The sequence below is a fragment of the Burkholderia contaminans genome, assembly GCF_029633825.1.
GTDB lineage: Bacteria > Pseudomonadota > Gammaproteobacteria > Burkholderiales > Burkholderiaceae > Burkholderia > Burkholderia contaminans.
Genome location: NZ_CP090641.1, coordinates 3,235,411 through 3,261,244, shown reverse-complemented (window position 1 = coordinate 3,261,244; position 25,834 = coordinate 3,235,411). Strand labels below are relative to the sequence as shown.

Below are 25,834 nucleotides of genomic sequence, written 5' to 3'. Positions count from 1 at the left end.
GGTGGTATGGATCGTCTCTTTTCCGAAATCGCGATGCACCAGGCGCTCGGCCGCGCAATCGATCACCTCGGCCAGCCGCGCTTCTGGCGGTTCCTGGTGTTGCTGCTCAATGAAATGGTGCCGTTCGACAACGCGCTTGCAACCGCGATCGGGCCCGACGGCGTGCCGCTCGTGCTCGACGAATACGACAAGGGCGGCACCGATGCCGCATCGCCCGTGCCGCTCTACCTGAACGGCGTGTATCTGCTCGACCCGTTCCTGCAGGCCGCGCACGATGGGCTCGCCGACGGCTGCTACCGGCTCGAGGAAGTCGCGCCCGACCTGTTCCGGCAGAGCGAATATTTCCTGAGCTACTTCCGCGATGCGGTCGGCGACGACGAGATCCAGATCCTCGTGCGGCCGAACGCCGACATGCTGCTGTCGCTGTCGCTCGGCGCGGGTGCGCGGTTCAACGTCGAGCCGCTCGGCAAGCTGACGGCCGCGATGCCGTGGGTGCTCGCGGCAATCCGGCAGCACTGGCGGCTGGTGGGCGATGCGGCACGCGCGACGCCCGATGCCGATCTCGGTGCGCGGGTCGAGCAGGCGCTTGCCCGCTTCGGCGCGGGCGTGCTGACCGATCGGGAGATGTCGATCGCGAGAATGGTGCTGCGCGGCAATTCGTCGAAGGCGATTGCCGAGCGGCTCGCGATATCCCCCGAAACGGTTAAGGTGCACCGGCGGCACCTGTACGCGAAGCTCGGGATTTCGTCGCAGCCGGAACTGTTTTCGCGCTTCATCCAGGCGCTGGGGGAAGACGCGGCCGGATGACTGCATCGATCCCGGTGGATGGCAACCGGCGGGGAATCGGGCACACTCCGTGAAGCGCCGCATGCCGGGTTCATCCGGTAATACCGACGCGCAGGCGCCGTCGACAACAGGATTGCCCGAAAACTGGAGCCCCGACTCATGTCGCTCATTCCGATCATCGGACTTGGCTGGCTGCTGCTGTGTGCGATCAGTGCCGCATCGATCGTGCTCGTCCCGCCGGTGGTGCTGGTCAGTTGCCTGATGGGCAAGAACGTCTGGTCGATCCTGACCCGCGGCCGGCTGCAGTTCGCGTTCCTGGCCTACCTCGGTTCAGCGCCGGTGCCGGCCGTCTTCACGTTCCTGCTGGAAGCCGGCGCGTCGGCCGGAAGTCACGGCGGCGTGGCGTCCGACAGCCTGCGCCAATGGAACGAACAGTTCTTTTTCGTGTTCGTCGCTGCTGCGGCACTGAGCGGCCAGCTGTTGCTGTTGCGGCCGAAACACGGGGAAGCAGCGAACGCCGAACCGTCGCAACCGGCGCGATAACCGGCACGCGCACGACGGCGCGCCATGCCGCCCGCCCGTTCTCGAGCCGGGGCATCGTCATGCGCTGCTTCCCGCCACGTCTACTTCCACTTCGCGCCGATCTGCGCGAGCCCGGCGTTCTTGAGATCGTCCGGCAACATCACCACGCGGAACTCGCAGTCGGCATTCAACATCAGGAACCACGGCTCCGCGAGCGCCGGGATCTGCGACGGATCGTTCACGTCGACGATCACGACCGCCCCGCGCCCGCCGTTCTGCTCCGTGAAATACACGGCCTCCGGCTTGACCGCTTCGAGTATTCGCCCGATCACGTCGCCGACGCTGCCGTCGCGCACCAGCGTGTTGAACGGCTCGTGAGGGATTCGTATGTTGAGAAGCATGCGCATGACCATCCTCCTTGGTCTCCGCCCGGCCTGGGCCCTTCAAGCATAGGTGCTGCGCGATGCCGCGCCAGTGGCGCCGAACGCAGCGGCTGGCATGCATTTACGTTCCGGCGATTCGATTTCGTTGCGTGTCGCGAACGGCAAGCGTTCGCGGCACGCGCATCAGCCGCGCCTGCCGTCGCGTTCGATCTGCCGTCGACTCAGTGGCCCGCTCGCCCCGGCCGCGCCGTCCGCATCACGCGGAACGCTCATCCGTCGGCGCGATCGCGAGATGCAGCGGCCGGTCCGGCCGCAGCGTCACGTTCAGCACCGGCCGCGGCGGCACCCCGCCGGGCGGCGCCGACAACGCATAGCGCTGCAGGATCATCGCCGCGACGACCGTCATTTCCGTCATGGCCAGATGCTGCCCGAGACACACGCGCGGGCCCGTGCCGAACGGCATGTAGGTTCCGCGCGGTGCGGCCGGCACATCGTCGGCAAAGCGCTCGGGACGAAACACGTCGGGCGCGTCGAACCATCTCGCATCGCGCTGCATGAGTTGCAGCGGCAGCATGAACAGCGTCCGTGCGGGAAACTGCCATGGCCCCAGCACGACCGGCCGCGCCGCGCGGCGGCTGATCAGGATCGGCGCGGAAGGATACAGGCGCAGCGTTTCCTCGAGCGTTTGCGTCAGGTAGCGTAACGACGATCGCGTCTCGGCGGACGGTGCGCAACCGCCCAGCACGCGCGACACTTCATCGCGCGCGGCGGCCTGCGCCGCCGGATTCGTTGCCATGCACCACGCCCACCAGGTCAGTGCCCCGGCCGTCGTCTCGTGGCCGGCGAGGAACGCGGTCATGCATTCGTCGTGCACGGCCTGCAACGGCCATCGCCGCGCGTCGTCCCGATGCAGCCGCAACAGGCGCGACAGCAGATCGTCGGGCCACGCACGCTCAGGCAGGTCGAGACGCGCATGCAGTTGCCGGTCGATCAGCCCGTTCAGCACGGCCATCGCCCGAGCCTTGCCGCGCTTCCACGGCACCCAGTCCGGCGTGCTCGCGGGCCAGTAAAAATCGGCGTTGGCCGCCGCGCTCACCGCTCGCACGGCTTCCTCGGCCGCACGTGCATCGTCGCCGATCGCGTTCGAGAACATCGTGCGCATGATCACGTCCATCGCCAGCGACGTCAGCGCGCTTTCGATCGGCCAGTCAGGATCGTGCGCGGGCCACTGCGCGAGCGCATGTCCGGCCGTCGCCGCGATCGACGGCACGAACGTCTGCACCGCCTTCGGCATGAAATTAGGCTGCAGCGCGTGCCGCTTGTCGCGCCACGCGTCGCCTTCGGCGATCAGCACGCTATGGCCGTGGACCTGCGAAAACACGCGAACGGCACGCTCCCAGCGCCCGAGCGCATCGTGATGCGTGACCAGGAGTTCGCGCACGAGTGCGGGATCGGTCACCACCACCGCGTGCTCGGGCCACACGCGCACGTGCACGACGTCACCGTATGCGCGCTGCCAGCCGGCCAGCGTGCCGAGCAGGTCGCGCGACATCGCGCGCAGCAGCCCCCAACCCGTCAGGCCGGCACGCGGCCCCGGCGGCCATACGCCGGGCGGGTGAAGCACGGGCGCCACCGCAGCAGCGCCCGCATGGAATGGACAAGAGGATGTGGATCGGGTGTTCATGGGACGGATTGTCCGCACCGGCATGCCGGCGGTCTTGAACGCAAACGACATCGACACGCGTCGGGCCGCTCCCTATACTCCAGCGTCATGTTCTCCGACCCGTCATCGATCCCGCTGTCATGCCCCGATCCGCTGGCACGCGCCCCTCGCGCGCCGAGCGACGGGCGGTCGCCGCATGGACGGCTGTACCCCGCGCCGGCTGCTCTGCAGGGCGCGGTGGTCGCGATCGTGTTGCACGACACGCGCGGGGTCGCATTGAGCGACGCGCAGCGGCTCTCGCATTTTCCGGCCACGCCGCTCGTGTGCGTGTCGTGGTATCGGGATCTCGACGTGGGCTTCGTCGAACCCACGGCCGACGGGCCCCGGTGGCGCCCCTTCGGTGCCGCAGTGACGCTGTCGGGCAGCCATTCGGCCCCTACCGTGGCCTGGGCGCCGACGGGCGGACGAATCGGCATGATCTGCTTCACCGCCGATGCGGCACGGGCGCTGTTCGGCATCGCGCTGGCGGACATCCACGACCACGTGGTCGACGCACATGCGTGCCTCGGCCACGACTGGCACCCGCTGCTCGATGCGCTGGTCGGCGCCGACCGCGACGCCGATGCGCTGGCGGCGATCGAACGTCATCTTGCGCCTCGCTGGCAGGCGTTACGGCCCGCGACGCCGCTGTCGTCGCTGCGCAATGCGGGACGCAGTTGGGTCGAGCGCCTCGCCCTGCAGGCGCGCGAATGGCGGCATACCCACAGCCCGCGCCAGGTCGAGCGGCGTATCAAGACCTACAGCGGCCGATCGCTGCGCGAATGGCAAACGCTCGTCAGGACGGAAAGCGCGTTCTTTGCGGCACGCGACCGGTTCGAAGCTGGGGCCGCGTTCAACTGGGCCACGCTCGCGCTGGACGAAGGGTTCGCCGACCAGGCGCACCTGAGCCGCGAGGTCAAGCGCATCACGGGGTTCTCGCCGAGCGAATTCACGCAACGCTTCATCGAGGACGAATCGTTCTGGATGTATCGGCTGTGGGTGTGACGCGGCGTCAATCGCGCGTCGACCGTCGTTGCTCTACCGGTTCCCGATTACCCGTTCCGACCCGCACGGGCAGGATGGGCGCGGCCCCTTCGCACGCCTGCCGTCTGACGTCGATCCCTCCTCTCACATCGGCTCACCTAGGTCATTACGCGCATTCAGAACGCTGGTCGCTGTCACGCTGGGCCGGCATCGCCGTCGCGCTGTTCGGCGCGCTGGTCGTGATCAGCCGCGGAGAATTGCTGCGCGGGCTGACCGATCTCGGCAACACGTTCGGCTCGGGCGAACGCTTCATGCTGTGTGCCGCGCCGATACGTCGGAATGCGCCCCTCGGGGCCGGATGTGAAATACCGGAGCGAAGCACGAGGCGATCACTGCGCCGTTGCGTGACGCATACGCGCGGCCGATACGCCCCCCGATGTTCTCGCAGCCCCGCCAAAAACCGCCTATCGTGAATTGAGCGCCCCGTTCATCGCCATTCGACCCTGCGTCGCTCGCACCGGCGGAAACGGCACCGCGTTCCGGCACCATTCATCGCGATCCTGGCGCACGCTCGCCCGTGCACGATCGCGGCCGCCCACCGGATTACAGGAGGCCCCCATGAAAGCCGCGCTGCTCGTCAGCTCCGCCCTGCTCGCCATCGCATCCGCTTCGGCGTCTGCCCAAGGCTCGATCACGAAAGTCGAAAACGGTTCGCTCGTCGCCGCGAACGGGATGACCGTCTACACGTTCGACAAGGACAAGGCCAACGCCGGCACCAGTGCGTGCACGGGCCAATGCGAATCCTTCTGGCCACCGTACAAGGCCAGCGCGACCGACGTTCCGGTCGGGCCCTACACGATCGTCAAGCGCGACGACGGCAGCCCGCAATGGGCCTACAAAGGCAAGCCGCTGTACTTCTTCTCGAAGGACATGAAACAAGGCGACCGCAACGGCGACAACTTCAAGGACATGTGGCACGTGGTCGCCCCGTAACCGTCCTTCCGCCGTCTTCCGCGCCCGCCGCGCAGACGTAAAAAAGCCCGCGCGGATCGCCGATCCTGGCGGGCCTCCTCGCGGTCACGCCGGCCGCATTGCGTTGCGTTGTTGCCCGCCATCAGGCAGGCGGACGACGCATGCAGCCGGGTCGCGCGTCAGCGGTTCGACGGGAAGCTGAACACGGTGCCTTCGCGCACGCCGGCCGACGGCCAGCGCTGCGTGATCGTCTTGCGCTTCGTGTAGAAGCGCACGGCGTCCGGGCCATACGCGTGCAGGTCGCCGAACAGCGAACGCTTCCAGCCGCCGAACGAGTGGTACGCAACCGGTACCGGCAGCGGCACGTTGATGCCGACCATGCCGATCTGGATGTTGTCGCTGAAGTAGCGCGCGGCCTCGCCGTCGCGCGTGAACAGGCACGTGCCGTTGCCGTACTCGTGCGCGTCGATCAGCGCCATCGCCTCGTCGAGCGACTTCAGCCGGATCACGCCGAGCACGGGCCCGAAGATCTCGTGCTGGTAGATCGGCATGCCGGGCTTCACGTTGTCGAACAGGCACGGGCCGAGGTAGTAACCACCGTCGTGACCGTCGACCTTCACGCTGCGGCCGTCGACGACGAGCGTCGCGCCCGCTTCCACGCCGGCCTCGACGAAGCCCGTCACCTTCTCGAAATGCTGCTGCGTGACGAGCGGGCCCATGTCGACGCCCGCGCCGTTGCCCGGGCCGACCTTCATCTTCTCGATCTCGGCCTTCAGGCCCGCGACGACCTGGTCGCCCGTCTCGTCGCCGATCGCGACGACCAGCGGAATCGCCATGCATCGCTCGCCGCACGAGCCGTATGCCGCGCCCATCAGCGCGTTCACCGCGTTGCCGATGTCGGCGTCCGGCATCACCACCGCGAAGTTCTTCGCGCCGCCGAGCGCCTGCACGCGCTTGCCGTGCGCGCAGCCGGTCGAATAGATGTATTCGGCGATCGGCGTCGAGCCGACGAAGCTCACCGCCTTCACGCGCGGGTCGGTCAGGATCGTGTCGACCGCTTCCTTGTCGCCGTTCACGACGTTCAGCACGCCCGGCGGCAGGCCGGCCTCGAGCGCCAGCTCGGCCATGCGCAACGTGGACGACGGCGTACGCTCCGACGGCTTCAGCACGAACGTGTTGCCGCATGCGACGGCCATCGGCCACATCCACAGCGGTACCATCACCGGAAAGTTGAACGGCGTGATGCCGGCCGCGACGCCGAGCGCCTGGAACTCGCTCCACGAATCGATCGCGGGGCCGACGTTCTTGCTGTGCTCGCCTTTCAGCAGCTCGGGCACGTAGGTTGCATATTCGACGTTCTCGATCCCGCGCTGCAGTTCGCCCATCGCATCGGCGAGCACCTTGCCGTGCTCGGCGGTGATCAGCGCGCACAGCTCGTCGGCATGCTCTTCGAGCAGCGTCTTGAAGCGGCTCATCACGCGGGCGCGCTTCAGCGGCGGCGTATTGCGCCACGCCGGGAACGCGGCCTGCGCGGACGCGATCGCGGCTTCGACGGTCAGCTTGTCGGCGAGCGCGACGCTCTTGTGCGATTCGCCGGTGGCCGGGTCGAACACCGGCTGGACACGGCTGCCGCCGTCGACGCGCTTGCCGTCGATCAGGTGGCCGACGGTGGAGGTTACGTTGCTGTCGTGTTTCATCAGTTGAGGCTCTTTCGTGAATTCGGTGATCGCGGGAGGCGCGCGGAGGCTCAGTCCACTTCGTTCAGTGCATCGGACAACGCGTTGACCAGGTTGTCGATCTCGCGCTTCTCCGAGATGAACGGCGGCGCGAGCTGGATCGTGTCGCCGCCGTAGCGCACGTAGAAGCCCTTCGCCCAGCAGCGCATCGCGATCTCGTACGGGCGCCGCGCCGGCTCGCCCGGCAGCGCCGCGATCGTCAGGCCGGCGGCCAGCCCGTAGTTGCGGATGTCGGTGATGTGGCGCTGGCCCTTCAGCCCGTGCACCGCGGCTTCGAAATGAGGCGCGAGATCGCGCACGCGGGCTACCGCGTCTTCCTTCACCAGCAGGTCGAGCGCCGCGACGCCGGCCGCGCAGGCCACCGGGTGTGCCGAATACGTGTAGCCGTGCGGGAACTCGAGCATGTACTCGGGGCCGCCCGCGGCCATGAACGTGTCGTAGATTTCCTTCGTCGCGATCACGCCGCCGAGCGGCTGCACGCCGTTCGTCACCTGCTTCGCGAAGTTCATGATGTCCGGCACCACGCCGAACGCGTCGGCGCCCGTCATCGCGCCGGCCCGGCCGAAGCCGGTGATGACTTCGTCGAAAATCAGCAGGATGTCGTGCGCGGTACAGATGTCGCGCAGCCGCTTCAGATAGCCCTTCGGCGGCACGACCACGCCCGCCGAACCGGAGAACGGCTCGACGATCACGGCTGCGATGTTCGATGCGTCGTGCAGCGCGATCAGGTCGAGCAGGCGATCGGCCAGCTCGGCGCCGTGCTCGGGCATGCCGCGCGAGAACTTGTTCTCGGCCAGTTGCGTGTGCGGCAGGAAATCGGCGTCGATCCCCTGGCCGAACAGCTTGCGGTTCGGCCCGATCCCGCCGACCGAGATGCCGCCGTAGTTCACGCCGTGATAGCCCTTCTCGCGGCCGATCAGGCGCGTCTTCGTGCCCTTGCCTTTCGCGCGCCAGTAAGCGCGGGCGAGCTTCAGCGAGGTATCGGCCGCTTCCGAGCCCGAACCCGTGAAGAACACGTAGTCGAGGCCGGCGGGCGTCAGGTCCTTGATCCTGTTCGCGAGCTCGAACGATTTCGGATGGCCGAACTGGAATGCCGGCGCGTAGTCGAGCTGCGCGACCTGGCGGCTCACGGCTTCGACGATTTCCGTGCGGCCGTGACCGAGGCCCGTGCACCAGAGACCCGACAGGCCGTCGAAGATCTTGCGGCCTTCGGCGTCCGTGTAATACGCGCCCTTGCCCGACACGATCATGCGCGGATCGGCCTTGAACTGGCGGTTGGCCGTGAACGGCATCCAGTGCGCGTCGAGCCACGCGGCGTCGGTGCGGAGGTTGGTTTCGTCCTGCTGGGCGGTGGTGATGTCGGTCATGTCGGTCGGCGCGGGGCGCCCCTCCTCCTTATGTTGATATTGCGCATTGTCGGTAGGCCAATTAGTCTTTTGAATATCGCAATATCAATGTTCACTTGCGCATCTATGCAAGCAAAGAAACCGAAGAGTCGCGCGCTGCTCGGGCAGCTCAGCGACATGGATCTCCGCCTGCTGCGGGTCTTCAAGGGCGTCGTGCAGTGCGGCGGGATGGCGGCCGCCGAACTGGAACTGAATATCGGCATCTCGACGATCAGCCGGCACGTGAAGGATCTGGAAACGCGCCTCGGCCTCGTGCTGTGCCGGCGCGGCCGAGCGGGCTTCACGCTGACGCCCGAGGGCCAGACGGTGTACGAGGAGACGTTGCGGCTGCTCGCGTCGATGGAAGCATTTCGCAGCAGGATCGACGGCATTCACGACCGGATGGGCGGCGAACTGCACATCGCGGTATTCGACAAGACGGCCACCAACGCGAACGCGCGGCTCGGCGACGCGATCCGCCAGTTCGCCGACGAAGCGCCCGACGTCGCGCTGAACCTGCATGTCGCGTCGATCAACGAGGTCGAGCGCGGGATCATCGACGGCAGCTATCAGGTCGGGATCATTCCCGCGCACCGCAACTCGGGCAGCCTCGTGTATTCGGAGCTGTTCGACGAACGGATGCTGCTCTACTGCGGCCGCCAGCATCCGCTCTACGATGCGCCGCACGGCAAGCTCACGTGGACGACGATCGGCAAACATGCGTTTGCGGGCCTCGGCTTCCATTCGCCGAACATGGAGCTGAGCCATCGCGCGAAGCTCACGCGCAGCGCGACCGCGTCGGACCAGGAGTCGATCGCGACGCTGATCCTGTCCGGCCGCTATCTCGGCTTCCTCCCTGATCATTACGCGGAAAGCTTCGAAAACAAGGGGCTGATGCAACCGATCGCGCCGCACCGGTTCAATTACCGGTGCCGGTTCGTGAGCCTGCTGCGGCGCTCGCCGCGGCCGTCGCGGGCCGCGTTGCTGTTTCAGTCGTGTCTCGAAGCCGCGCATGCGGCAGCGCGGTCGGCTGCGTAACGACTGTCGCGGCTGATTGGCTGATTGGCTGATTGGCTGAGTGACTGAGTGGCTGAGTGGCTGAGTAGGCAGCAACGCAGCCTGCGACGGTTCAGCGGTCAGTCAAACACCCTCGCCGCCGCCCGCCTGCGCACGCATCCGCTTCATGAAATGCGTCGCGACCAGTGCCGCTGCAAAACCCGACATCGCGCCGACGCCGAGCGCCCAGCGCGGGCCGAGATGATTTGCGACCCAGCCGGCCACCGGCGCGCCGATCGGCGTGCCGCCGAGCGCCACCGCGAGACGCAGCGCCATCACGCGGCCACGCATCGCCGGCTCGGTCGACAGCTGCACGAGGCTGTTGGTCGAGTTCATGAAGGTGATCGCCGCGATCCCGGTCAGCACGAGCGCGGCGGCGAACAGCCAGTAGCCCGGCGCCAGCGCGGCCAGCGTGCAACCGAGCCCGAACAGCGCCGCGCCGATCCACAGATGCCGGAAGCGCGGCCGGTCGCGACGCGCCGCAAGCAACGCGCCGCTGATCGTGCCGACGGCCATCATCGACGACAGCACGCCGAAGCCGCGCGCGTCGACATGAAACACGCTGGCCGCCATCGTCGAGATGAACAGCGGGAAATTGAGCCCGAACGTGCCGATCAGGAACAGCATCACGAGGATCGCTTTCAGGTCCGGGCGCTGCCACACGTAACGGAACCCGTCGAGCAGGCTGCCGCGCGCGCGATCGGCCCGCGCGTGGGCACGCAGCTCGTCGGCACGCAGCATCGACAACGACGCCAGCACTGCCACGAAGCTGAGCCCGTTGAGCAGGAACGCCCAGCCGGTGCCGACCGACGCGATGATGAAGCCGGCCGCCGCCGGCCCGATCATCCGCGCCGCGTTGAACGACGTCGAATTGAGCGCGACGGCGTTCGCGAGCTCCCGATCGGCGACCAGCTCGGCAACGAACGTCTGCCGCACCGGCGCATCGAACGCCGACGCACAGCCGAACAGGAACGCGAACAGATACACGTGCCACAGCTGCGCGACGCCGGTCACCGTCAGCAGCCCCAGCAGGAGCGCGAGCCCGCCCATCAGCGCCTGCGTCGCCATCAGCAGCTTGCGCTGGTCGAAACGGTCGGCCGCGTAACCCGTCCACGGCAGCAGCAGAAGCTGCGGGCCGAACTGCAGCGACATCACGATGCCGACGGCCGACGCGTCGTGATGCGTGAGCTGCGTGAGGACGAGCCAGTCCTGCGCGGTGCGCTGGATCCACGTGCCGATGTTCGACACGAGCGAGCCGATCGCCCACACGCGATAGTTGAAGCTGCGAAGCGAGCGGAAGACGCCCGCCGCCGGCACGCTCATGGCCGCTCCCGGTCGGGCTCGTTGCCGCCGTGCAGCTCGCCGAAGTGCCGCGCGAGGAACAGGCCGAGCGCGAGGATGCCGAGGCCGAACGCTGCCGCGTCTGCCGTCACCCGGAGGTCGAAATCGCCGACCCGGCACACCAGCACATAAGCCATCAGCAGGTTTGCGACGCCCCACACGACATTTACCGTGGACGACGACAACCCGCGCCCCGGCGGATTCGCGAACGGGGTCTGGAACGGCTCGCCGCGCAACCCGCTGACGAGATGCGGCACGACGTTCGCGAGAAACGCGCCGCCGAAGAAATACGACACGAGATGCGGGAGGTTCATGTGCGGGTGGTCCTTTCGGCTAACGGGTCGATGCGGTTCGACGGAAGTTACGGACGCGGCGGTTCCTGGAATTCGGCGAGCCGCTGCAGCAGCTTCACGGCCGACGCGAGCTCGGCCTGCTCGGCCTCCGACAGTTGCGCATGCAGCGCGCGGAACAGCCAGTCGTCCTTGGCCGCGCGGTTGGCCTGCAGCGCCTTGCGGAAACCGGGCGTGAGCGCGATCAGCGTCTGCCGGCCGTCGGTGGGATCGGGCTCGCCGCTGACGGCGCCGAGCGCCTCGAGCGTCGCGACCGTCACGCGCATCGACTGCGGGCGCACGCTTTCGGCGCGCGCGAGCGCCGACACGGTAGCGGGGCCGTCGCGATCGAGCCGCAACAGCACCGATTTCTGCGATGACGTGAGGTCGTTCGGGTGGACCTGCTCCCGCATCCGCCGCATCAGCTTGCCGACCGAGATGCGGAGTTCGCCGGCCAGGCCGGCCAGCGGGAGGGCTTCGGAGGGAGGCATTGGCGTGTTCATGAAATCAAGATAGCAGATATACAGTCAAACTGTACAGTTTAGCTGCACATTTCAAGCTGTAAGGCGCGCGTCGTCGCATGCGCGCGTGCCGATGCGAAACGTCCCGTTCGGCTGCGCGAGCCGGCTCTGCGATAATGCGGGCTCCCCATTTCCGCTCCGCCGCCCGCCATGACGCAGCCGTCCGCCCCGCTCTCCAACGACCTGCCGCCGATCTCGTGCCTGCCCGGCGATGCGCTGCCGTGGCTGCCGATGAGCGCCGACCTGCCGGGGCTGGCGATCAAGTACCTGCACATCAATGCGGCCGAGGACACCCTCACCGCGCTGCTGAAGATGCCGGCCGGCGGCACGCTGCCGCGCCACCGTCATGAAGGCGAGGTGTTCGTCCATACGTTGCAGGGGGCGTGGCGCTACCGCGAATACGACTGGGTGGCGCACGCCGGCTCGACGGTGCTCGAACCGGCCGGCTCGGTGCATACGCCGGAAACGCTCTGCGCGCCGGGTGAGGATGTGATCACGCTCAACGTGATGCGCGGCGATCTCGTGCTGCTCGACGACGACGGCCGCGAAACCGCGCGCGAGAACTGCCGCGTCGCGCTGCTGCGCCAGCGCAAGCATGCGCGTACGGCGCCGGACGACGCCGCGCCGTTCGTCACGCGGTAGCGCACGCGCCATCGTCGCGTCACGATCCGCGTGGCGCTCGCGCTTCCTGTCGACCGGATGGCCGCCGGCGCGCTTCGCCGGCCGACCCGATCATCACCGAAAACGCCGGAAAAACGTCCGAATGTCGTCGGCCAGCCGATCCGGCTCTTCCATCGCCGCGAAATGGCCGCCGCTCGGCATGTCGGTCCATTGCACGACGTCGAACACGCGTTCGAGCAAGCTGCGCGGCGGACGGCTGATTTCCTTCGGAAAGCGCGCGAACGCGACAGGCACCGTCACGCGTTGCCCGGCTGCGAAGCGCATGGGCTGCAGGCGGTTTTCCCAATACATCTGCATGGATGAGCCGATGCAGCCGGTGAACCAGTAGAGCGAGATGCCGGTCAGCAGCGCATCATGCGAAAACCGCCGTGCGACGTCGCCGTCGCAATCGCTCCACGCACGGAATTTCTCGGCGATCCAGGCGGCCAGTCCGGCCGGCGAATCGTTGAGCGCGACGGCCAGCGTCTGCGGCTTCGTCATGTGCATATGCGCGTATCCGCCTTCCAGCGCGGCCCATTCGCCGCGCTGCGTCAGGAAGGCCCGTTCGTCGTCGGTCAGCGGCGCAGCCGCGTCGGTCGGCGGTTCGTAGCTGCCGGGCAGGTAATTCAGATGAATGCCGTCCACCCTGTCGGCATGCCGCGCGCCGAGCGCGATCGACACGCCTGCGCCGAGATCGCCGCCTTGTGCGCCGAAGCGTCGATAGCCGAGGCCGGACATCAACGCCGCCCAGCAGTCGGCGACCTGCAATGCCGACATGCCGGGCGCCGTTGGCGCGGGCGAGAACAGGAAACCGGGCAGCGACGGGACGACCACGTCGAATGCGTCGTCAGGATCACCGCCGAATGCCGCCGGGTCGCACAGGCGATCGATCAGCGCGTCGAATTCGAACACGGAACCCGGCCACCCGTGCGTGACGACGAGCGGATAAGGTTTCGGTCCCGCCCCACGCCGATGGATGAAATGCACGCGCTGCCCGCCTGCGTCCGCGACGAACTGCGGCAACCGGTTCAGCGCACGCTCCACCGCGCGCCAGTCGAAGCGCTCGGCCCAGTACCCGGTCAGTTCGCTCAGCCACGCGCCGTCCACACCCTGCTGCCACGGCTCGGCGGGCGTGAGCATCGGCGGGCGACGGGCGCGCAGGCGCCGACGCAGGTCATCCAGCGCGTGATCGGGTATCGCAATGTCGAACGGCTCGGCGTGCATGATGTCTCCTCTCGAAACGTGCCGGAGATTCTGCGCGATTTTTCCGCTGGCTGCAGGCGCCTCGCGCCCACGGGTGTCAGCCCGTGTCCCGCTCCTCCGCACGCGCATCGCGCCGCATCGCCTGCGGCGGGACGCCGAACCCGCGCACGAACGCCTCGCGCATGTGGCGACGGTCGCGAAAGCCGTTTTCCTTCGCGATCACGTCGAGCGAATGGCGGCTCTGCTCGATCATCAGTCGCGCCCCCTCCAGCCGCAGCCGCTCGATCGCCTTCGCCGGCGACTGCCCCGTTTCGTGCGTGAACACGCGGCTGAACTGGCGCGGGCTCAGGTGGACCGCTTCGGCGAGATCCTCGACGCTCAGCGCGCGGCCGAGGTTCTGCCGCGCGTAGTTCAGTGCGTTCTGGATCCGGTCGGATTTCGGCGCGAGTTCCAGCATTTCAGAATGCTGCGACTGGCCGCCGGCGCGCCGCTGGTGCATCACGAGCTTGTGCGCGACCGATCGGGCGGCATCGGCGCCGAGATCCTTTTCGACCATCGCGAGTGCGAGGTCGAGCCCGGCCGTCATCCCGGCCGACGTCCAGATCGGGCCGTCGACGATGTAGATCCGGTCGTCCTCGACGCGGATCTCCGGATAGCACCGCTGCATGTCGCGGCCGAACGCCCAGTGCGTCGTCGCGCGGCGCTGCGCGAGCAGCCCGGCTTCGGCCAGCACGAACGCGCCCGTGCAGATGCCGGCGATCCGTCGCGCACGTGCGCTGGTGCGGCGCAGGAACGCGACGACGCCGGCCGGCGCCGGCGAAGCGAGCGGATCGTTGACGCCCGCGACGATCCACGTATCGACGGCGATCCGCCCGCGCAGCGCGCGCGTGGCGACCGGCAGCCCGAGCGACGAGCGCACGTCGCCGCCGTCGACCGAATAGTTGGCCATCGCGTAGAACGGCTCGCTCATGCCCATGTTCGCGTACTCGAACACCGATTGCGCGGCGAGCGCCATGATCTGGAAGCCGTCGCTGATCAGAAAGCCGATGCGGTGCATGTGGGTTCTCCCGTCCCGGGCGAAAGGGTCGGCCCGATGTCCTGAATCATACCCATCTACGTCATTTGTGTCGCAGCGATTCGAGACCAGAATGGCTTCACGCCATCCGGCCATTTCCATCGAAACGGAGCACCTCATGACGCAAGCACATCGCGGTACCGCCCTCATTACCGGCGCCTCGTCGGGCATCGGCGCCGTCTACGCGGACCGCCTCGCGCGCCGCGGCTACGACCTGATCCTGGTCGCGCGCAACCGCGACCGCCTGGCCGCCCTCGCCGACCGCATCACGAACGAGACGCAGCGCAGCGTCGAGATCGTCGACGCCGACCTCAACAACCGCGCCGCACTCGCCGCCGTCGAGGCGAAGCTGAAGCAGGATGCGAGCATCACGCTGCTCGTGAACAACGCGGGCATCGGCACGCACACGCCGCTGCTCGACAGCGACGTCGACGCGATGACGCGGATGATCGACCTGAACGTAACCGCGCTGACGCGCCTCACCTATGCGGCCGTGCCCGGCTTCGTCGCCCGCGGCAACGGCGCGGTGATCAACATTTCGTCGATCGTCGCGATCTCGCCGGAAACGCTGAACGGCGTGTACGGCGGCAGCAAGGCGTTCGTGCTCGCGTTCAGCCAGTCGCTGCATCACGAACTCGCCGACAAGGGCGTGCAGGTGCAGGCCGTGCTCCCCGGCGCGACCGCCACCGATTTCTGGCAGACGGGCGGCCTGCCGCTCGAGCACCTGCCGAAGGAAATCGTGATGTCGGCGACCGACATGGTCGACGCGGCGCTGGTCGGCTTCGATCGTGGCGAACTCGTGACGATCCCGTCGCTGCACGCGGGTGACGAATGGGCCGCGTACGAGGCCGCGCGCCGCACGATGGCGCCGCACCTGTCCGCCGACACGCCCGCGCCGCGCTATTCGACGGCAGGCTGATCACGCTACGCCTCGCAGGTCGCAAGCACCACGCACGTCGAACCACGGGAGGGGCTGCGGAACACGGGGATGCGCGACGAACCGGCCGCCATCATCCGGGGTTCCGCGGCACGCTTACGGGCAGATGCGGATGGATGAATTCGTCTGCTGAAACACGCGTCGGATTATTTCCCGGTCGGCATAAATGTCGCGCGCCGACCGACGATTCCGGTTCGCTTGCCACGCATTCCGCGCAACAGTAAGCTCTGCGATTGCAGTCCCCAAGCGACCTCGTTCGACCGGCATTCGTCCGATCACGAGGGCAATCGTCCGTTGCGGAATTCGACCATGCAGGCCCGTATGTTCATCACCGAGACCGGCGACGCGCCGGCCTCCGCACGCGGGTCGGCCGACCGCCTGCCCGCGCTCCCACCCCTGCCTGAACTGGACACCGTCTGCCGAGTCGCGCGTGCGCATTTCGGCGCGGCCGGCGCGTTCATCGCGCGCGCCGACGCCGATGCGCAACGCGTGCTGGCCGCCGACGGCGCATTGCCCGATCCGCTTCCCGACCCGCTGGCCGCCGATGTCTTGCCGCCCGAAGCCGAGCCGGCGCCGGCCGCCGCTTCGCGGTTCGCCCCGTGGCGCGCGCACGCCAACGGGCAACGCAACGACGGTGCGCATCACGCGTCGCGGGTCGTCGCGGCCTGCGAACTCGCCGCGCCCGACGGCGCGACCTTCGGCACGCTGTGCGTCGTGGACGATAAAACCCCGGCGCTCGATGCCACGCAACGTGCGCTGCTACGTGACCTCGCCACACTTGCCTCGAGCGCGCTGGGCCGCGCAATCGAAACCGTGACCTTGCGCGAACGCCTGCGCACCGTCGAGGAACACAGCACGCTGACCACGCTCGCGCTCACCGAAAGCGGCACCGGCGTGTGGGATCGCAACGTGGAAACCGGCGAGATTCATTACTCGCCGGCCTGGAAGGCGCTGCTCGGCTACGCGCCGCACGAGCTCAGCACGCGGATCGAGGAGGCGTACGAACGGCTGCATCCGGACGACGTCGCCGACGTGAAGGCCGCGATGCTCGCGCACTTCGAGCACCGCACCGACCACTACGCGGTCGAGCACCGCATCCGCTGCAAGGACGGCTCGTACAAATGGATCCGCAGCCGCGGCAAGGTGATCGAACGCGACAGCCACGGCCGCGCGCTCCGGATGGTCGGGACGACCACCGACATCACCGCGTTGCGCGAGCTCGCCGCGCGATTGCGCGACTCGGCCGCGCTCGTCACGGACCTCACCGATCAGGTTCCCGGGCTCGTGTTCCAGCTGCGACAGACGCCCGACGGGCGCCGCTTCTTTTCGTACGCGAGCGCGGGTGTCAGCGACATCTACGAACTGACGCCCGAGCAGATCGCCGGCAGCGCGGAGGCGGTCGAGACGCGCATTCATCCGGCCGACCTGGTCGCCTACCGGCTGTCGCTGCACGAGTCGTCGGTGCGACTGACGCCGTGGCGCCTCGACTATCGCGTGCTGCTGCCGGGCCAGGGCCTGCGCTGGCGCGAAGGCGATGCGCGCCCGCAGCGCACGCCCGACGGCGGCACCGTGTGGCACGGCTTCATCACCGACGCGACCGACCGCAAGCACATCGAGGCCGAACTGCACCGGATGGCCACGACTGATCACCTCACGCAGCTGTCGAACCGCCACGCGTTCATGCGGCAAAGCGAAGCCGCGCTGCGCGCCGTGCGCACGACCGGCCAGGCCGCCGCGGTGCTGATGCTCGATCTCGATCACTTCAAGGCGCTGAACGATCGTTGGGGCCACCCGGTCGGCGACCGCGCGCTCCGGCATTTCGCGCGGCTGCTGCTTGCGGAAACCGGGCCGGACGGCATCGTCGGACGCGTCGGCGGCGAGGAATTCGCGATCGTGCTGCCGGGCGCGGATCTCGACCGCGCGCTGGCCTTCGCGCAGCGCGTGCAGCAACGCACGATGCAGGCGCGGCTCATGCACGAGGACCAGCAGGTCACGCTGACCGTCAGCATCGGCATCGACGCGATGCGGGCGTCGGACTTCGGCGCCTACCAGCCGCTGTCGCGCGCCGACAAGGCGCTCTATCTCGCGAAGGAGCGCGGCCGCAACCGGATCGAGGTGTATCGGGCGTAGATTTCGGGCAGGCAGCGCTCGCCTCCGTTGCGCAGACCGATCGTGCAGGCCGGCGCCCCTGCCCGGGCTGTTTCCGTACTTCCACTGAATCGCACCGCCGCCGCCCGCGTCACGCCGATTCCGCACGCGGCACTGCCCGCACGCCCAGCAGCATCGCGACCGCGCACGCGGCCAGCAGCGCCGCGATCATCAGCATCGCCGGGTCCATGCTGCCGGTTCGGGTGCGGATCAGCCCGACGAGCCACGGCGTGATCATGCCGCTCGACACGCCGATGCTGCTGATCAGCGCGATCCCGCCCGCCGCGCCCGCGCCGGAGAAATACGCGGACGGCACGGCCCAGAACACCGGATGCGCGGCGAAGATCAGCATCGCCGCGACCGACAGCAGCGCCATCATCGCGACGATGCTCGACAGGTGCAGCGTCAGCAGTGCGAGCGCCACCGCGCCGCCGAACGCACATGCCGCGAAGTGCCAGCGCCGTTCGCGCTTGCGATCGGAGCGCCGCGCGATCGCGATCAGGCCGGCCGCGCCGATCGCGTTCGGCACGACCGACAACAGGCTGATCTGCACGACGTCGTGAATGCCGAATTCGCGGATCATCAGCGGCATCCAGAACAGCAGCATCAGGAGCGCGGTGGTCAGCGAGAAATAGATGAACGCGAACAGGTACGTGCGCGGTTCGGCCAGCACCTGTCGCAGCGAATGCGGCGCCGGCGTACCGGTACCGGCGCGGTCGGCGGCCAGGTCGGCCGCGAGCCGCTGGCGATCGGCGTCGGACAGCCAGCTCGCCTGCTCCGGACGATCGCACAGCCAGAACCAGGCAATCACGCCGAGCAGGATCGCGGGCGCCCCCTCGATCGCGAACATCCATTGCCAGCCGTGCAGCCCGAACACGCCCGACATCCCGCGCATCAGCCAGCCCGACAGCAGCCCGCCGACCATCCCCGCCACGGCGACGCCCGCGTAAAAGATCGACAGCACCGACGCGCGCCGCCGCGCTGGATACCAGTACGTCAGGTAGAACACCACACCCGGAAAGAACCCGGCCTCGAACAGCCCGAGCAGGAAGCGCAGCACGTAGAAATGCTTCGCGCTGTCGACGGTGATCATCGCGACCGACACCGCGCCCCACAGGCACATGATCCGCGCAAACGTGCGGCGCGCGCCGAAACGGCGCAGCAGCGCGTTGCTCGGCACCTCGAACAATACATAGCCGACGAAGAACAACACCGCGCCGAGGCTGTACATCGCGTCGGTCAGGCCGAGATCCTGCCGCATCTGCAACTGGGCGAAGCCGATGTTGCTGCGATCGAGGATCGACACTATGTAGCAGATGAACAGGAACGGCACGATCCGTGCGCCGATGCGGCGGTACAGCGCGTCGTCGTCCGTTGATGCGACACCGGACGCGACGGCACGCGCGGCGTCCGCTTGAAGAGGGGCTGACATCGATCGTCTCCTCGATGAATTCGGATACGGGCCCATGCGTAGCGCCGGTCGCCACCGCCCGCCTGCGGCGACCGGCCGTTGCTCGCTCAGTGGCGCGGCGCGGCTTCGCCTTTCACGCCGAGCATCAGCGCGACGCCGCTCGCCACCAGCAGCGCGGCCAGCAGATACACGGCGAGATCCATGCTGCCGGTGCGCGTGCGGATCATCCCGATCACCCACGGGCTGACGATCCCGCTCGTGATCCCGATGCTGCTGATCAGCGCGATCCCGGCCGCGGCCGCGTTGCCCGACAGGTAACGGGTCGGCACGGCCCAGAAGATCGGCAGCGCGGCGAAGATCAGCGTCGCCGCGACCGACAGGCACGCGAGCATCGCCGCGAAGCTGTGCAGATGCAGCGTCAATGCCGCGAGCGCGAGCCCGCCGCCGATCGTGCAGCACGCGAAGTGCTTGCGCCGCTCGCCGGTGCGGTCCGACCGGCGCGCGATCAGGATCAGCCCCACTGCGCCGACCGCGTTCGGCACGACCGTGTAGAGGCTCACGGCCACGACATCGGTCACGCCGAAGTCGCGGATCATCAGCGGCATCCAGAAGTTGAGCGTCAGCGACGCGCAGGTCAGCGAGAAATAGATGAACGCGAACAGGTACACGCGCGGGTTCGCGAGCGCCGCCACGAGGCTGCGCCCGTCGTGCGCGTGGCCGTGCCCGCGGCCGTCGGCGCACAGCGCGGCAACCCGCGCCTTTTCATCGGGCGTGAGCCACGTGGCGTCCTGCGGCCGGTCGACCAGCAATGTGAACGCGGCGAACGCGAGCAGGATCGCCGGCGCGCCTTCGATCGCGAACATCCACTGCCAGCCGTGCATCCCGAGCACGCCGCTCATGTCGCGCATGATCCAGCCCGACATCAGGCCGCCGAGCACGCCCGCCACCGCGACGCCCGCGAAGAACACCGAGATCGCGGCCGCCCGCCGGTTCGCGGGAAACCAGTAGGTCAGGTACAGCACGATGCCGGGAAAGAAACCTGCTTCGAACACGCCGAGCAGGAAGCGCAGCACGTAGAAATGCGACGGCTGCGACACGAACATCATCCCGGTCGACGCGATGCCCCACAGCAGCATGATCCGCGTGAAGGTGCGGCGCGCGCCGAAACGCGCGAGCAGCAGGTTGCTCGGCACTTCGCAGAACACGTAGCCGACGTAGAACACCGCAGCGCCGAGGCCGTACATCGCATCGCTGAAGCCGAGGTCGTGCTTCATCTGCAACTGCGCGAAGCCGATGTTGATCCGGTCGAGGAACGAGATGACGTAGCAGAGGAACAGGAACGGCACGATTCGCCAGGCGATCTTGCGGAACAGCAGCGCGTCGTCCGTGGCGGCGGAAGCCGAAGCGCTCGCGTGCGCGAGCGTGGCTTCGGCGGGAAGCGATTGAGGCATGTCTCTCTCCAAACAGGCTGCGCGATTCGAGCGCGCAGCCGTCTCCCGGGGCGTACGTGCGCCCTGATTTCTTGTGGGATCGGATACGGCGGACGGAAAGCCGGCAGGAAGCCGTGACCAGTCGCCGCTTCAGAAAAAAGGCGGAGCGCCCTTCCGGACACCCCGCCTGTGCAAACCGCTCAGTCCTGCAGCGCGGCCCACATTTCCTTGTCGCGCTCCGCGGTCCAGATGCGCGGATGCGTGATGCCGCTCGCTTCGTCGAATGCACGCGACACGTCGAACGGCAAGCAGTGCTCGTAGATGAACACGTGACCGAATTTCGGATCCATCGCTTCACGCGTCAGTGCCATCGACGCCTTCAGGTCGAGCTGCTGCTCGACGGCCTTGCGGCCCTGTGCGAGCAGCGTCGTGACGAAATCCTTCGTGTAGTCGAGCCCCTTGTTCACGTCGTCCGGGTTCAGCAGCGCGGGGCCGCGGCCCGGCACGAGCTTCTCGGCGCCGAGCGCGCGCAGCGCCTCGAGCGTGGCCGGCCATTGTTCGAGCTGCGCATCGCCGCAGTAGCACGCGGCGTCGTATTCGACGAGGTCGCCCGAGAACAGCACCTTCTGCGACGGAATCCAGACGATGGTGTCGCCCTTCGTGTGGCCCGAGCCGACGTGCATGATCTTCACTTCGAGCTTGCCGAGGAACAGCGTGATCTCGCGCTCGAACACGAGCGTCGGCCAGGTCAGGCCCGGCACCGTCTCGACACCCGCGAACAGGCGCGGGAAGCGTTCGATCTCCGACTTCATGTCGGCCTCGCCGCGCTCGACGATCATCTCGTACGTGCCGCGGCTCGCGATCACGTGCTGCGCGCCTTCGTCGAAATACGCGGACGCGCCGAGCACGCGCACCGCATGGTAATGCGACAGCACGACGTGCTTGATCGGCTTGTCGGTCACGCTGCGGATCTTTGCGATCAGGTCCTGCGCCATCGCGGGCGTCGCGGTCGTGTCGACGATCAGCACGCTGTCGTCGCCGATGATCACGCCCGAGTTCGGGTCGCCTTCGGCGGTGTACGCGTAGGCGTTCTCGGACAGCTTCGTCCAGGTGACTTTCTTCTCTTCCAGATCGGCTTGAGAGGCGAATGCTTTGGCCATGTTGCGTTCCGTGGCTGCGAGCCATGTGTTGAGGGGAGTGAGCGGATCATCTTCCCGTGCCGAATATTTGTCAATGACAAAGTCACTTGCTATTGTTTAATACGGGTAAACCTGCGGGCTGGCGCGATAAATGGCGTCGGATACCATGCGGGGTTTCGTCAACGGAAGAATCATCGCGTGCAGAACCACGAAGTCAGCGCGGACGACGCGCCGCACAAGGCGCAGCGCGGGATCCAGAGTGTCGAGGTCGGCGGCCGGCTGCTCGACGCGCTCGCGCGCCGGCGCAAGCCGCTCGGCCTGTCCGAGCTGGCCGCGGCGGCCGACCTGTCGACCGCGCAGGCGCACACCTATCTCGTCAGCCTGACGCGGCTCGCGCTCGTGAAGCGCGACACGATCACCGGCAACTACGAGCCGGGCCCGTTGTCGCTGCGGCTCGGGTTGATGTCGATCGAGCGCCAGCCGGCCTATCGCGCGGCGCTGCCGCACGCGGCACGGCTCGCGGAAGCGGTCGGCCTGAGCGTCGCGCTGTCGGTGCCGGGCGCGCTCGGGCCGACGATCGTGCGTATCGAGCACGGCGGTTATCCGCTGCACGTGAACCTGCACGTCGGCTCGGTGATGTCGCTCGACACGACGGCGACCGGCCGCGTGTTCCGCGCATTCGGCGATCCCGCGCAACTCGACGCGATGGCGGCCAGCCGGGCCGGCGCGGGCGCCACGCTCGCGGGCGCCGAGCAGCCCGTGCCGGACGCCGGCGTGCCGCAGGCGGAACTCGATGCGATCCGCGCACGCGGTATCGAGCGTGGCGTCGACCTGCCGAGCCCCGGCGTCAGCGCGATGTGCGTGCCGGTGTTCGATGCGGAAGGCAAGCTGCAGCTCGCGTTGACGGTGATCGGTTCGACGGGCTCGATCGACGTCGACTGGGAAGGCCCGATCGCAGCGGCATTGCGCGACGCCGCACGGCAGGCCAGCGCATCGCTCGGCGCGGCGCACGATGCGCCTCCGCCGGCGTCTGGCCCGGGCCGGCCTCGGTCGCCCCGCGCGTACCGCCCGGGCTCGCCGACGATGCGAAGGCGCAGCGCGGGATCAATGCGCTCGACAGCACCGGCGAGCTGCTGCTCGCGCTGGTCTCGGCGGGCCGCGCGCTGCCGCTGCGCGATCTGGCGGCGGCGGCCGGCATGCCGGCCGCGAAGGCCTTTCCGCATCTCGTCAGCCTGCAGAAGATCGGCCTGCTGAGCCGCGACGACGCCGGCTGCTTCGGCGGCGGCCCGCTCGGGCAGGCGCTCGGCCTGATCGCGATGCAGCGCGTGTCGCCCACACGCGACGCGGAAGCCGAGATCGTCGCGCTGGCCGGCGCGACCGACATGAGCGTGGCGGCCGCGACGCTCGGGCCGCTCGGCCCGACCGTGATCCGCCTCGAAGAATCAGCGCGACCGCAGCACGTGAGCCTGCAGGTCGGCACGGTGATGTCGCTCGTCAATACGGCGATCGGCCGGATCTTCGCGGCCGGCATGTCCGACGACGTGCTGGCCGACCTGCTCGCCAACGAGCCCGTGCGCCTCGCGGGCCGCGCCGCCGCGCCGACCGACGCGGCCTTCCGCGCGCGGCTCGCGACGATCCGCGCGGACGAACTCGATTTCGCGTTCGACGCGCCGGTGCCGGGCATCGGAACGGTCGCGGCACCCGTGTTCGATCACACCGGCAGCATCCGGCTCGTGATCGCGATCATCGGCTCGTCGCGCGGCTTTCCGCGCGGGCCGGACAGCGCCCTCGCGCAGGCGTTGCTCGCCGCGACGCGGCGGCTGTCGTGGCGGTTCGGGTGGATCGGCGGGTAAGCCGCCGGCCGCCGCCCCTCATTCTCCCGACCGGTCGAATCCCCCTCTCTCATTCCATGCGAGGCCGTGCAGGCGCGGCCTCGTCACGCATGTGGGCCGCGCGCAGGCATCCGATATTCATGTTGCGAAGCAGCAACACAAATTGTCAGTAATTCTCATATAACGAAATCGCATTTCACAAAGCGAAGCCGTTTCGCTATGATTAGGGTTATCCCTAACTCGCCACCTATACGGAGCTTCGTCATGCAAACGTCTAACACCTCCGACCGTTCCACCGAATCCGCTGGCTGGCTCGCACGTATGGGCGAGCTGATTGCAGAAGCTTGGGCACTCCACCTCGAGAACTGCGAAGTCATCGCTGAAGCACACGCACGCCTGCCGCGCTGAACGCGGAATGGCCGGCCGCCAGCCGGTTGGCCGCACGATGCCCTGCCTGCTGATCCGCTTGCCCGGACGCGCGCCATGAGGGCGCGGTGTCGGGCAACGGGTTGCAAGCCAAGTCTTCGGAAACAGGCCGGGTAGTCCCGTTGAATGCGCGCCGTGTTTCGGGCGCGCGTTGAAGTTGCTCTGAAGTTGCTTCAAAGCCGATGCCGGCGCCGATCAACCTCGGCGCGGTTTTGTCTGCCGGTTGCCCGGGCGGGCAGCCGTTGTCTCGCCAGCGCGTGAGTACGCCGGATCGCCGCGAACGGAAGATTCATCCGCTTTGCAGGCCCAGGCGCCGAACCGCGCATCATGCGTGGCCCCTCGCCCGATTGCCGGCACGCTCCGCGCACATGCGCAACCCCATGCGCCGTCGTTTCAACGACGGCCGCACACCCATCCCCGCCCGATCACACCTGAATCGACGGCACGTCCTTCATGCAGCGCAGCGCGAACATCGAGCGGCTGTGACGGATGCTCGAAATCTTGTACAGCTTTTCACGCAGGAACCGCTCGTAGCCGGCCGTGCCGTCCACCGCGACCTTGATCCAGTAGTCGTACTCGCCCGACACGAGATAGGCCTCGAGCACCTCGGGCAACGCGGCGAGTTCCTCGCCGAAGCGTGCGAGCGCGTCGTCCTCGTGACGATCGAGCGTGACTTCGAGGATCACGATGTCCGCATAGCCCAGCTTCCGCTGGTTGACGAGCGCGACGTAACCGTCGATGTAGCCGTCCACCTCCAGTTGCCGCGTGCGGTTCCAGCACGCGGTGGTCGACATGCCGATCTGTTCGGCCAGTTCGGCGTTCGACAGACGCGCATTTTTCTGCAGTGCGCCGAGGATCTTGCGGTCCTGGCTGTCGAGCGTTTTCGGCGAGCGTTCACGTGTGGCCATGGCGAAAAAGAATCTTCTACTGAAAACCGGGATTCTATCTGAACGACATCCCTGATTTGTGTCGGTTTGTATGGAAAAGCGGAAGCCTTTTAATCCGGCCCCTTGATATATTTTTACCCATGCCTGCTGCCCGGCACGCTCCCCGCGACAACCCCTTCGCACCGGGACGCACGGCCGCAATCACGAGTTGCGGTGCCGGCCGGCAGGCATACGATTCCCCCGCCGCCCGCGCGCCTATCCGGCCGCGCGGTTTCGGCGCCCGTGATCCTGTTCCTGCCCTACCCGTCATGTCGTTCAGGCTTTACCTGTCGTTTCTCGCCGCTTCCGCCGTTCTCGTCTACGCCCCCGGCCCCGTCAACCTCCTCACCATGAACCAGGCGCTACGCGCCGGCTGGCGCCGCGCGCTGCCGTGCGTCTGGGGCGGCACGCTCGCCGTGCTGCTGCAACTCGCGCTGACCGCGCTGTGCCTGAATTCGCTCGTGCATCTCGACGAGCGCGCGCTGACCGTGCTGCGCTGGGCCGGCGCGGCCTACCTCGTCTGGCTCGGCTGCAAGCAATGGCTCAGCCGTGCGCCGGCCGGCGCACCCGCCGCCTCGGCCGGCCCCGCCGGACTGGCCACGCCGGACACCGACTCGCACCGCGCGTTGTTCTGGCGCGGCGTGGCGACCTCGGGCCTGAATCCGAAGACGCTGCTGTTCTTCCCGTCGTTCTTTCCGCAGTTCCTCGTCCCGAGCGCCGACTGGAGCCTGAACCAGCAGTTCCTGCTGCTCGCGGCGACGTTCGCGGTGCTGTTCGCGGGCGGCGTTGCGTCGATGGCGCTGTTCTCGCACCGGCTGAGCCGCGCACTGCAGCGGCCCGCTCGGATGCGCGCGATGAACCGCGTGACCGGCGGCCTGCTCGTCGGGATGGGCGCGATCATGGTCGGCTGGAACTGAAAGCGGCCGGGCG

General features: G+C 68.0%; 23 protein-coding genes and 2 pseudogenes. 12 read left to right on the top strand and 13 right to left on the bottom strand.

Annotation, left to right across the window (positions count from 1 at the left end; all coding sequences use genetic code 11):
• Positions 1–6: 6 nt before the first annotated feature.
• Positions 7–807 (top strand): helix-turn-helix transcriptional regulator, encoded by an 801-nt coding sequence (locus LXE91_RS32225; protein WP_039367257.1) that lies wholly within the window; start codon positions 7–9, stop codon positions 805–807.
• A 138-nt stretch (positions 808–945) separates the two neighbouring features.
• Positions 946–1,329: a hypothetical protein gene (locus LXE91_RS32220; RefSeq protein ID WP_039367255.1), complete on the top strand. Its 384-nt coding sequence runs from the start codon at positions 946–948 to the stop codon at positions 1,327–1,329.
• Between the two features lie 80 nt (positions 1,330–1,409).
• Here the strand turns inward: LXE91_RS32220 and LXE91_RS32215 are convergent, their stop codons facing one another.
• Both LXE91_RS32215 and LXE91_RS32210 read right to left on the bottom strand, forming a co-directional pair.
• Entirely contained in the window at positions 1,410–1,715 is a 306-nt protein-coding gene (locus tag LXE91_RS32215) for a hypothetical protein (protein WP_039367252.1), read from the bottom strand.
• Between the two features lie 232 nt (positions 1,716–1,947).
• The gene (locus tag LXE91_RS32210; protein ID WP_039367482.1) at positions 1,948–3,375 is read right to left on the bottom strand and encodes a cytochrome P450; all 1,428 of its coding nucleotides are present in this window, start codon (positions 3,373–3,375) and stop codon (positions 1,948–1,950) included.
• An 87-nt stretch (positions 3,376–3,462) separates the two neighbouring features.
• Between LXE91_RS32210 and LXE91_RS32205 the strand changes: the two genes are divergently transcribed.
• From LXE91_RS32205 to LXE91_RS32200, 3 genes and pseudogenes are all read left to right on the top strand, one after another.
• Entirely contained in the window at positions 3,463–4,398 is a 936-nt protein-coding gene (locus tag LXE91_RS32205) for a helix-turn-helix transcriptional regulator (protein ID WP_039367249.1), read from the top strand.
• 158 nt (positions 4,399–4,556) lie between these two features.
• Positions 4,557–4,700, top strand: a pseudogene (locus tag LXE91_RS43705) (EamA/RhaT family transporter); the annotation flags it as partial.
• A 295-nt stretch (positions 4,701–4,995) separates the two neighbouring features.
• On the top strand, positions 4,996–5,370 hold the full coding sequence (locus tag LXE91_RS32200; RefSeq protein WP_021159211.1) for a COG4315 family predicted lipoprotein: 375 nt from the start codon (positions 4,996–4,998) through the stop codon (positions 5,368–5,370).
• Positions 5,371–5,528: 158 nt separating this feature from the next.
• Here the strand turns inward: LXE91_RS32200 and LXE91_RS32195 are convergent, their stop codons facing one another.
• Positions 5,529–7,046, bottom strand: a complete 1,518-nt coding sequence (locus LXE91_RS32195; RefSeq protein ID WP_039367248.1) for a CoA-acylating methylmalonate-semialdehyde dehydrogenase — start codon at positions 7,044–7,046, stop codon at positions 5,529–5,531.
• 50 nt (positions 7,047–7,096) lie between these two features.
• Positions 7,097–8,452, bottom strand: coding sequence for an omega-aminotransferase AptA (gene aptA / locus LXE91_RS32190; RefSeq protein ID WP_039367245.1), 1,356 nt, complete (start codon positions 8,450–8,452; stop codon positions 7,097–7,099).
• Positions 8,453–8,557: 105 nt separating this feature from the next.
• Between aptA and LXE91_RS32185 the strand changes: the two genes are divergently transcribed.
• Entirely contained in the window at positions 8,558–9,508 is a 951-nt protein-coding gene (locus LXE91_RS32185) for a LysR family transcriptional regulator (RefSeq protein ID WP_039367243.1), read from the top strand.
• A gap of 102 nt (positions 9,509–9,610) precedes the next feature.
• On the opposite strand, the gene LXE91_RS32180 is transcribed toward LXE91_RS32185, so the two are convergent.
• From LXE91_RS32180 to LXE91_RS32170, 3 genes are read right to left on the bottom strand one after another with little or no spacing between them, the layout of a single operon-like run.
• Positions 9,611–10,849: an MFS transporter gene (locus LXE91_RS32180; protein ID WP_039367241.1), complete on the bottom strand. Its 1,239-nt coding sequence runs from the start codon at positions 10,847–10,849 to the stop codon at positions 9,611–9,613.
• Complete coding sequence (locus LXE91_RS32175) at positions 10,846–11,181, bottom strand: hypothetical protein (RefSeq protein ID WP_039367237.1); 336 nt, start codon at positions 11,179–11,181, stop codon at positions 10,846–10,848. Before LXE91_RS32175 ends, LXE91_RS32180 begins: the two co-directional genes overlap by 4 nt.
• Before the next feature lie 47 nt (positions 11,182–11,228).
• Positions 11,229–11,699 carry a MarR family winged helix-turn-helix transcriptional regulator gene (locus LXE91_RS32170; protein WP_039367235.1) on the bottom strand — a complete coding sequence of 157 codons (471 nt, stop codon included), beginning with the start codon at positions 11,697–11,699 and terminating at the stop codon, positions 11,229–11,231.
• Positions 11,700–11,867: 168 nt separating this feature from the next.
• Between LXE91_RS32170 and LXE91_RS32165 the strand changes: the two genes are divergently transcribed.
• Positions 11,868–12,359: a 2,4'-dihydroxyacetophenone dioxygenase family protein gene (locus LXE91_RS32165; protein WP_039367227.1), complete on the top strand. Its 492-nt coding sequence runs from the start codon at positions 11,868–11,870 to the stop codon at positions 12,357–12,359.
• A 93-nt stretch (positions 12,360–12,452) separates the two neighbouring features.
• Here the strand turns inward: LXE91_RS32165 and LXE91_RS32160 are convergent, their stop codons facing one another.
• Both LXE91_RS32160 and LXE91_RS32155 read right to left on the bottom strand, forming a co-directional pair.
• Positions 12,453–13,601, bottom strand: coding sequence for an epoxide hydrolase family protein (locus LXE91_RS32160; protein WP_039367226.1), 1,149 nt, complete (start codon positions 13,599–13,601; stop codon positions 12,453–12,455).
• Between the two features lie 76 nt (positions 13,602–13,677).
• A complete protein-coding gene (locus LXE91_RS32155; protein WP_039367223.1) occupies positions 13,678–14,637 on the bottom strand; it encodes a GlxA family transcriptional regulator in 960 nt (319 codons plus the stop codon).
• A 136-nt stretch (positions 14,638–14,773) separates the two neighbouring features.
• On the opposite strand from LXE91_RS32155, the gene LXE91_RS32150 reads away from it, so the two are divergent.
• A complete protein-coding gene (locus tag LXE91_RS32150) occupies positions 14,774–15,574 on the top strand; it encodes an SDR family NAD(P)-dependent oxidoreductase (RefSeq protein WP_039367221.1) in 801 nt (266 codons plus the stop codon).
• A gap of 327 nt (positions 15,575–15,901) precedes the next feature.
• Positions 15,902–17,722: a sensor domain-containing diguanylate cyclase gene (locus LXE91_RS32145; protein ID WP_223274297.1), complete on the top strand. Its 1,821-nt coding sequence runs from the start codon at positions 15,902–15,904 to the stop codon at positions 17,720–17,722.
• A 109-nt stretch (positions 17,723–17,831) separates the two neighbouring features.
• Here the strand turns inward: LXE91_RS32145 and LXE91_RS32140 are convergent, their stop codons facing one another.
• The 3 genes from LXE91_RS32140 to LXE91_RS32130 all read right to left on the bottom strand — a co-directional run bounded on the left by LXE91_RS32140 (position 17,832) and on the right by LXE91_RS32130 (position 21,741).
• Complete coding sequence (locus LXE91_RS32140) at positions 17,832–19,172, bottom strand: MFS transporter (protein ID WP_046196512.1); 1,341 nt, start codon at positions 19,170–19,172, stop codon at positions 17,832–17,834.
• A gap of 86 nt (positions 19,173–19,258) precedes the next feature.
• Positions 19,259–20,602: an MFS transporter gene (locus LXE91_RS32135; protein WP_039356680.1), complete on the bottom strand. Its 1,344-nt coding sequence runs from the start codon at positions 20,600–20,602 to the stop codon at positions 19,259–19,261.
• 179 nt (positions 20,603–20,781) lie between these two features.
• Positions 20,782–21,741 carry an MBL fold metallo-hydrolase gene (locus LXE91_RS32130; RefSeq protein ID WP_039356683.1) on the bottom strand — a complete coding sequence of 320 codons (960 nt, stop codon included), beginning with the start codon at positions 21,739–21,741 and terminating at the stop codon, positions 20,782–20,784.
• A gap of 177 nt (positions 21,742–21,918) precedes the next feature.
• Here LXE91_RS32130 and LXE91_RS32125 point away from each other — a divergent pair.
• Both LXE91_RS32125 and LXE91_RS32120 read left to right on the top strand, forming a co-directional pair.
• Positions 21,919–23,573: pseudogene (locus tag LXE91_RS32125) on the top strand (IclR family transcriptional regulator).
• 243 nt (positions 23,574–23,816) lie between these two features.
• Positions 23,817–23,960 (top strand): hypothetical protein, encoded by a 144-nt coding sequence (locus LXE91_RS32120; RefSeq protein ID WP_223274296.1) that lies wholly within the window; start codon positions 23,817–23,819, stop codon positions 23,958–23,960.
• 443 nt (positions 23,961–24,403) lie between these two features.
• Here LXE91_RS32120 and LXE91_RS32115 read toward each other — a convergent pair whose 3' ends face one another.
• Complete coding sequence (locus LXE91_RS32115) at positions 24,404–24,886, bottom strand: Lrp/AsnC family transcriptional regulator (protein ID WP_021159229.1); 483 nt, start codon at positions 24,884–24,886, stop codon at positions 24,404–24,406.
• Between the two features lie 287 nt (positions 24,887–25,173).
• Between LXE91_RS32115 and LXE91_RS32110 the strand changes: the two genes are divergently transcribed.
• Complete coding sequence (locus LXE91_RS32110; protein ID WP_039356690.1) at positions 25,174–25,821, top strand: LysE family translocator; 648 nt, start codon at positions 25,174–25,176, stop codon at positions 25,819–25,821.
• Positions 25,822–25,834: the final 13 nt, after the last annotated feature.

Coding starts and splice junctions, on each gene's coding strand:
- LXE91_RS32225 (WP_039367257.1), top strand. CDS start 7: ATGGATCGTCTCTTTTCCGAAATCGCGATGCACCAGGCGCTCGGCCGC.
- LXE91_RS32220 (WP_039367255.1), top strand. CDS start 946: ATGTCGCTCATTCCGATCATCGGACTTGGCTGGCTGCTGCTGTGTGCG.
- LXE91_RS32215 (WP_039367252.1), bottom strand. CDS start 1,715: ATGCGCATGCTTCTCAACATACGAATCCCTCACGAGCCGTTCAACACG.
- LXE91_RS32210 (WP_039367482.1), bottom strand. CDS start 3,375: ATGAACACCCGATCCACATCCTCTTGTCCATTCCATGCGGGCGCTGCT.
- LXE91_RS32205 (WP_039367249.1), top strand. CDS start 3,463: ATGTTCTCCGACCCGTCATCGATCCCGCTGTCATGCCCCGATCCGCTG.
- LXE91_RS32200 (WP_021159211.1), top strand. CDS start 4,996: ATGAAAGCCGCGCTGCTCGTCAGCTCCGCCCTGCTCGCCATCGCATCC.
- LXE91_RS32195 (WP_039367248.1), bottom strand. CDS start 7,046: ATGAAACACGACAGCAACGTAACCTCCACCGTCGGCCACCTGATCGAC.
- aptA (WP_039367245.1), bottom strand. CDS start 8,452: ATGACCGACATCACCACCGCCCAGCAGGACGAAACCAACCTCCGCACC.
- LXE91_RS32185 (WP_039367243.1), top strand. CDS start 8,558: ATGCAAGCAAAGAAACCGAAGAGTCGCGCGCTGCTCGGGCAGCTCAGC.
- LXE91_RS32180 (WP_039367241.1), bottom strand. CDS start 10,849: ATGAGCGTGCCGGCGGCGGGCGTCTTCCGCTCGCTTCGCAGCTTCAAC.
- LXE91_RS32175 (WP_039367237.1), bottom strand. CDS start 11,181: ATGAACCTCCCGCATCTCGTGTCGTATTTCTTCGGCGGCGCGTTTCTC.
- LXE91_RS32170 (WP_039367235.1), bottom strand. CDS start 11,699: ATGAACACGCCAATGCCTCCCTCCGAAGCCCTCCCGCTGGCCGGCCTG.
- LXE91_RS32165 (WP_039367227.1), top strand. CDS start 11,868: ATGACGCAGCCGTCCGCCCCGCTCTCCAACGACCTGCCGCCGATCTCG.
- LXE91_RS32160 (WP_039367226.1), bottom strand. CDS start 13,601: ATGCACGCCGAGCCGTTCGACATTGCGATACCCGATCACGCGCTGGAT.
- LXE91_RS32155 (WP_039367223.1), bottom strand. CDS start 14,637: ATGCACCGCATCGGCTTTCTGATCAGCGACGGCTTCCAGATCATGGCG.
- LXE91_RS32150 (WP_039367221.1), top strand. CDS start 14,774: ATGACGCAAGCACATCGCGGTACCGCCCTCATTACCGGCGCCTCGTCG.
- LXE91_RS32145 (WP_223274297.1), top strand. CDS start 15,902: ATGCAGGCCCGTATGTTCATCACCGAGACCGGCGACGCGCCGGCCTCC.
- LXE91_RS32140 (WP_046196512.1), bottom strand. CDS start 19,172: ATGTCAGCCCCTCTTCAAGCGGACGCCGCGCGTGCCGTCGCGTCCGGT.
- LXE91_RS32135 (WP_039356680.1), bottom strand. CDS start 20,602: ATGCCTCAATCGCTTCCCGCCGAAGCCACGCTCGCGCACGCGAGCGCT.
- LXE91_RS32130 (WP_039356683.1), bottom strand. CDS start 21,741: ATGGCCAAAGCATTCGCCTCTCAAGCCGATCTGGAAGAGAAGAAAGTC.
- LXE91_RS32120 (WP_223274296.1), top strand. CDS start 23,817: ATGCAAACGTCTAACACCTCCGACCGTTCCACCGAATCCGCTGGCTGG.
- LXE91_RS32115 (WP_021159229.1), bottom strand. CDS start 24,886: ATGGCCACACGTGAACGCTCGCCGAAAACGCTCGACAGCCAGGACCGC.
- LXE91_RS32110 (WP_039356690.1), top strand. CDS start 25,174: ATGTCGTTCAGGCTTTACCTGTCGTTTCTCGCCGCTTCCGCCGTTCTC.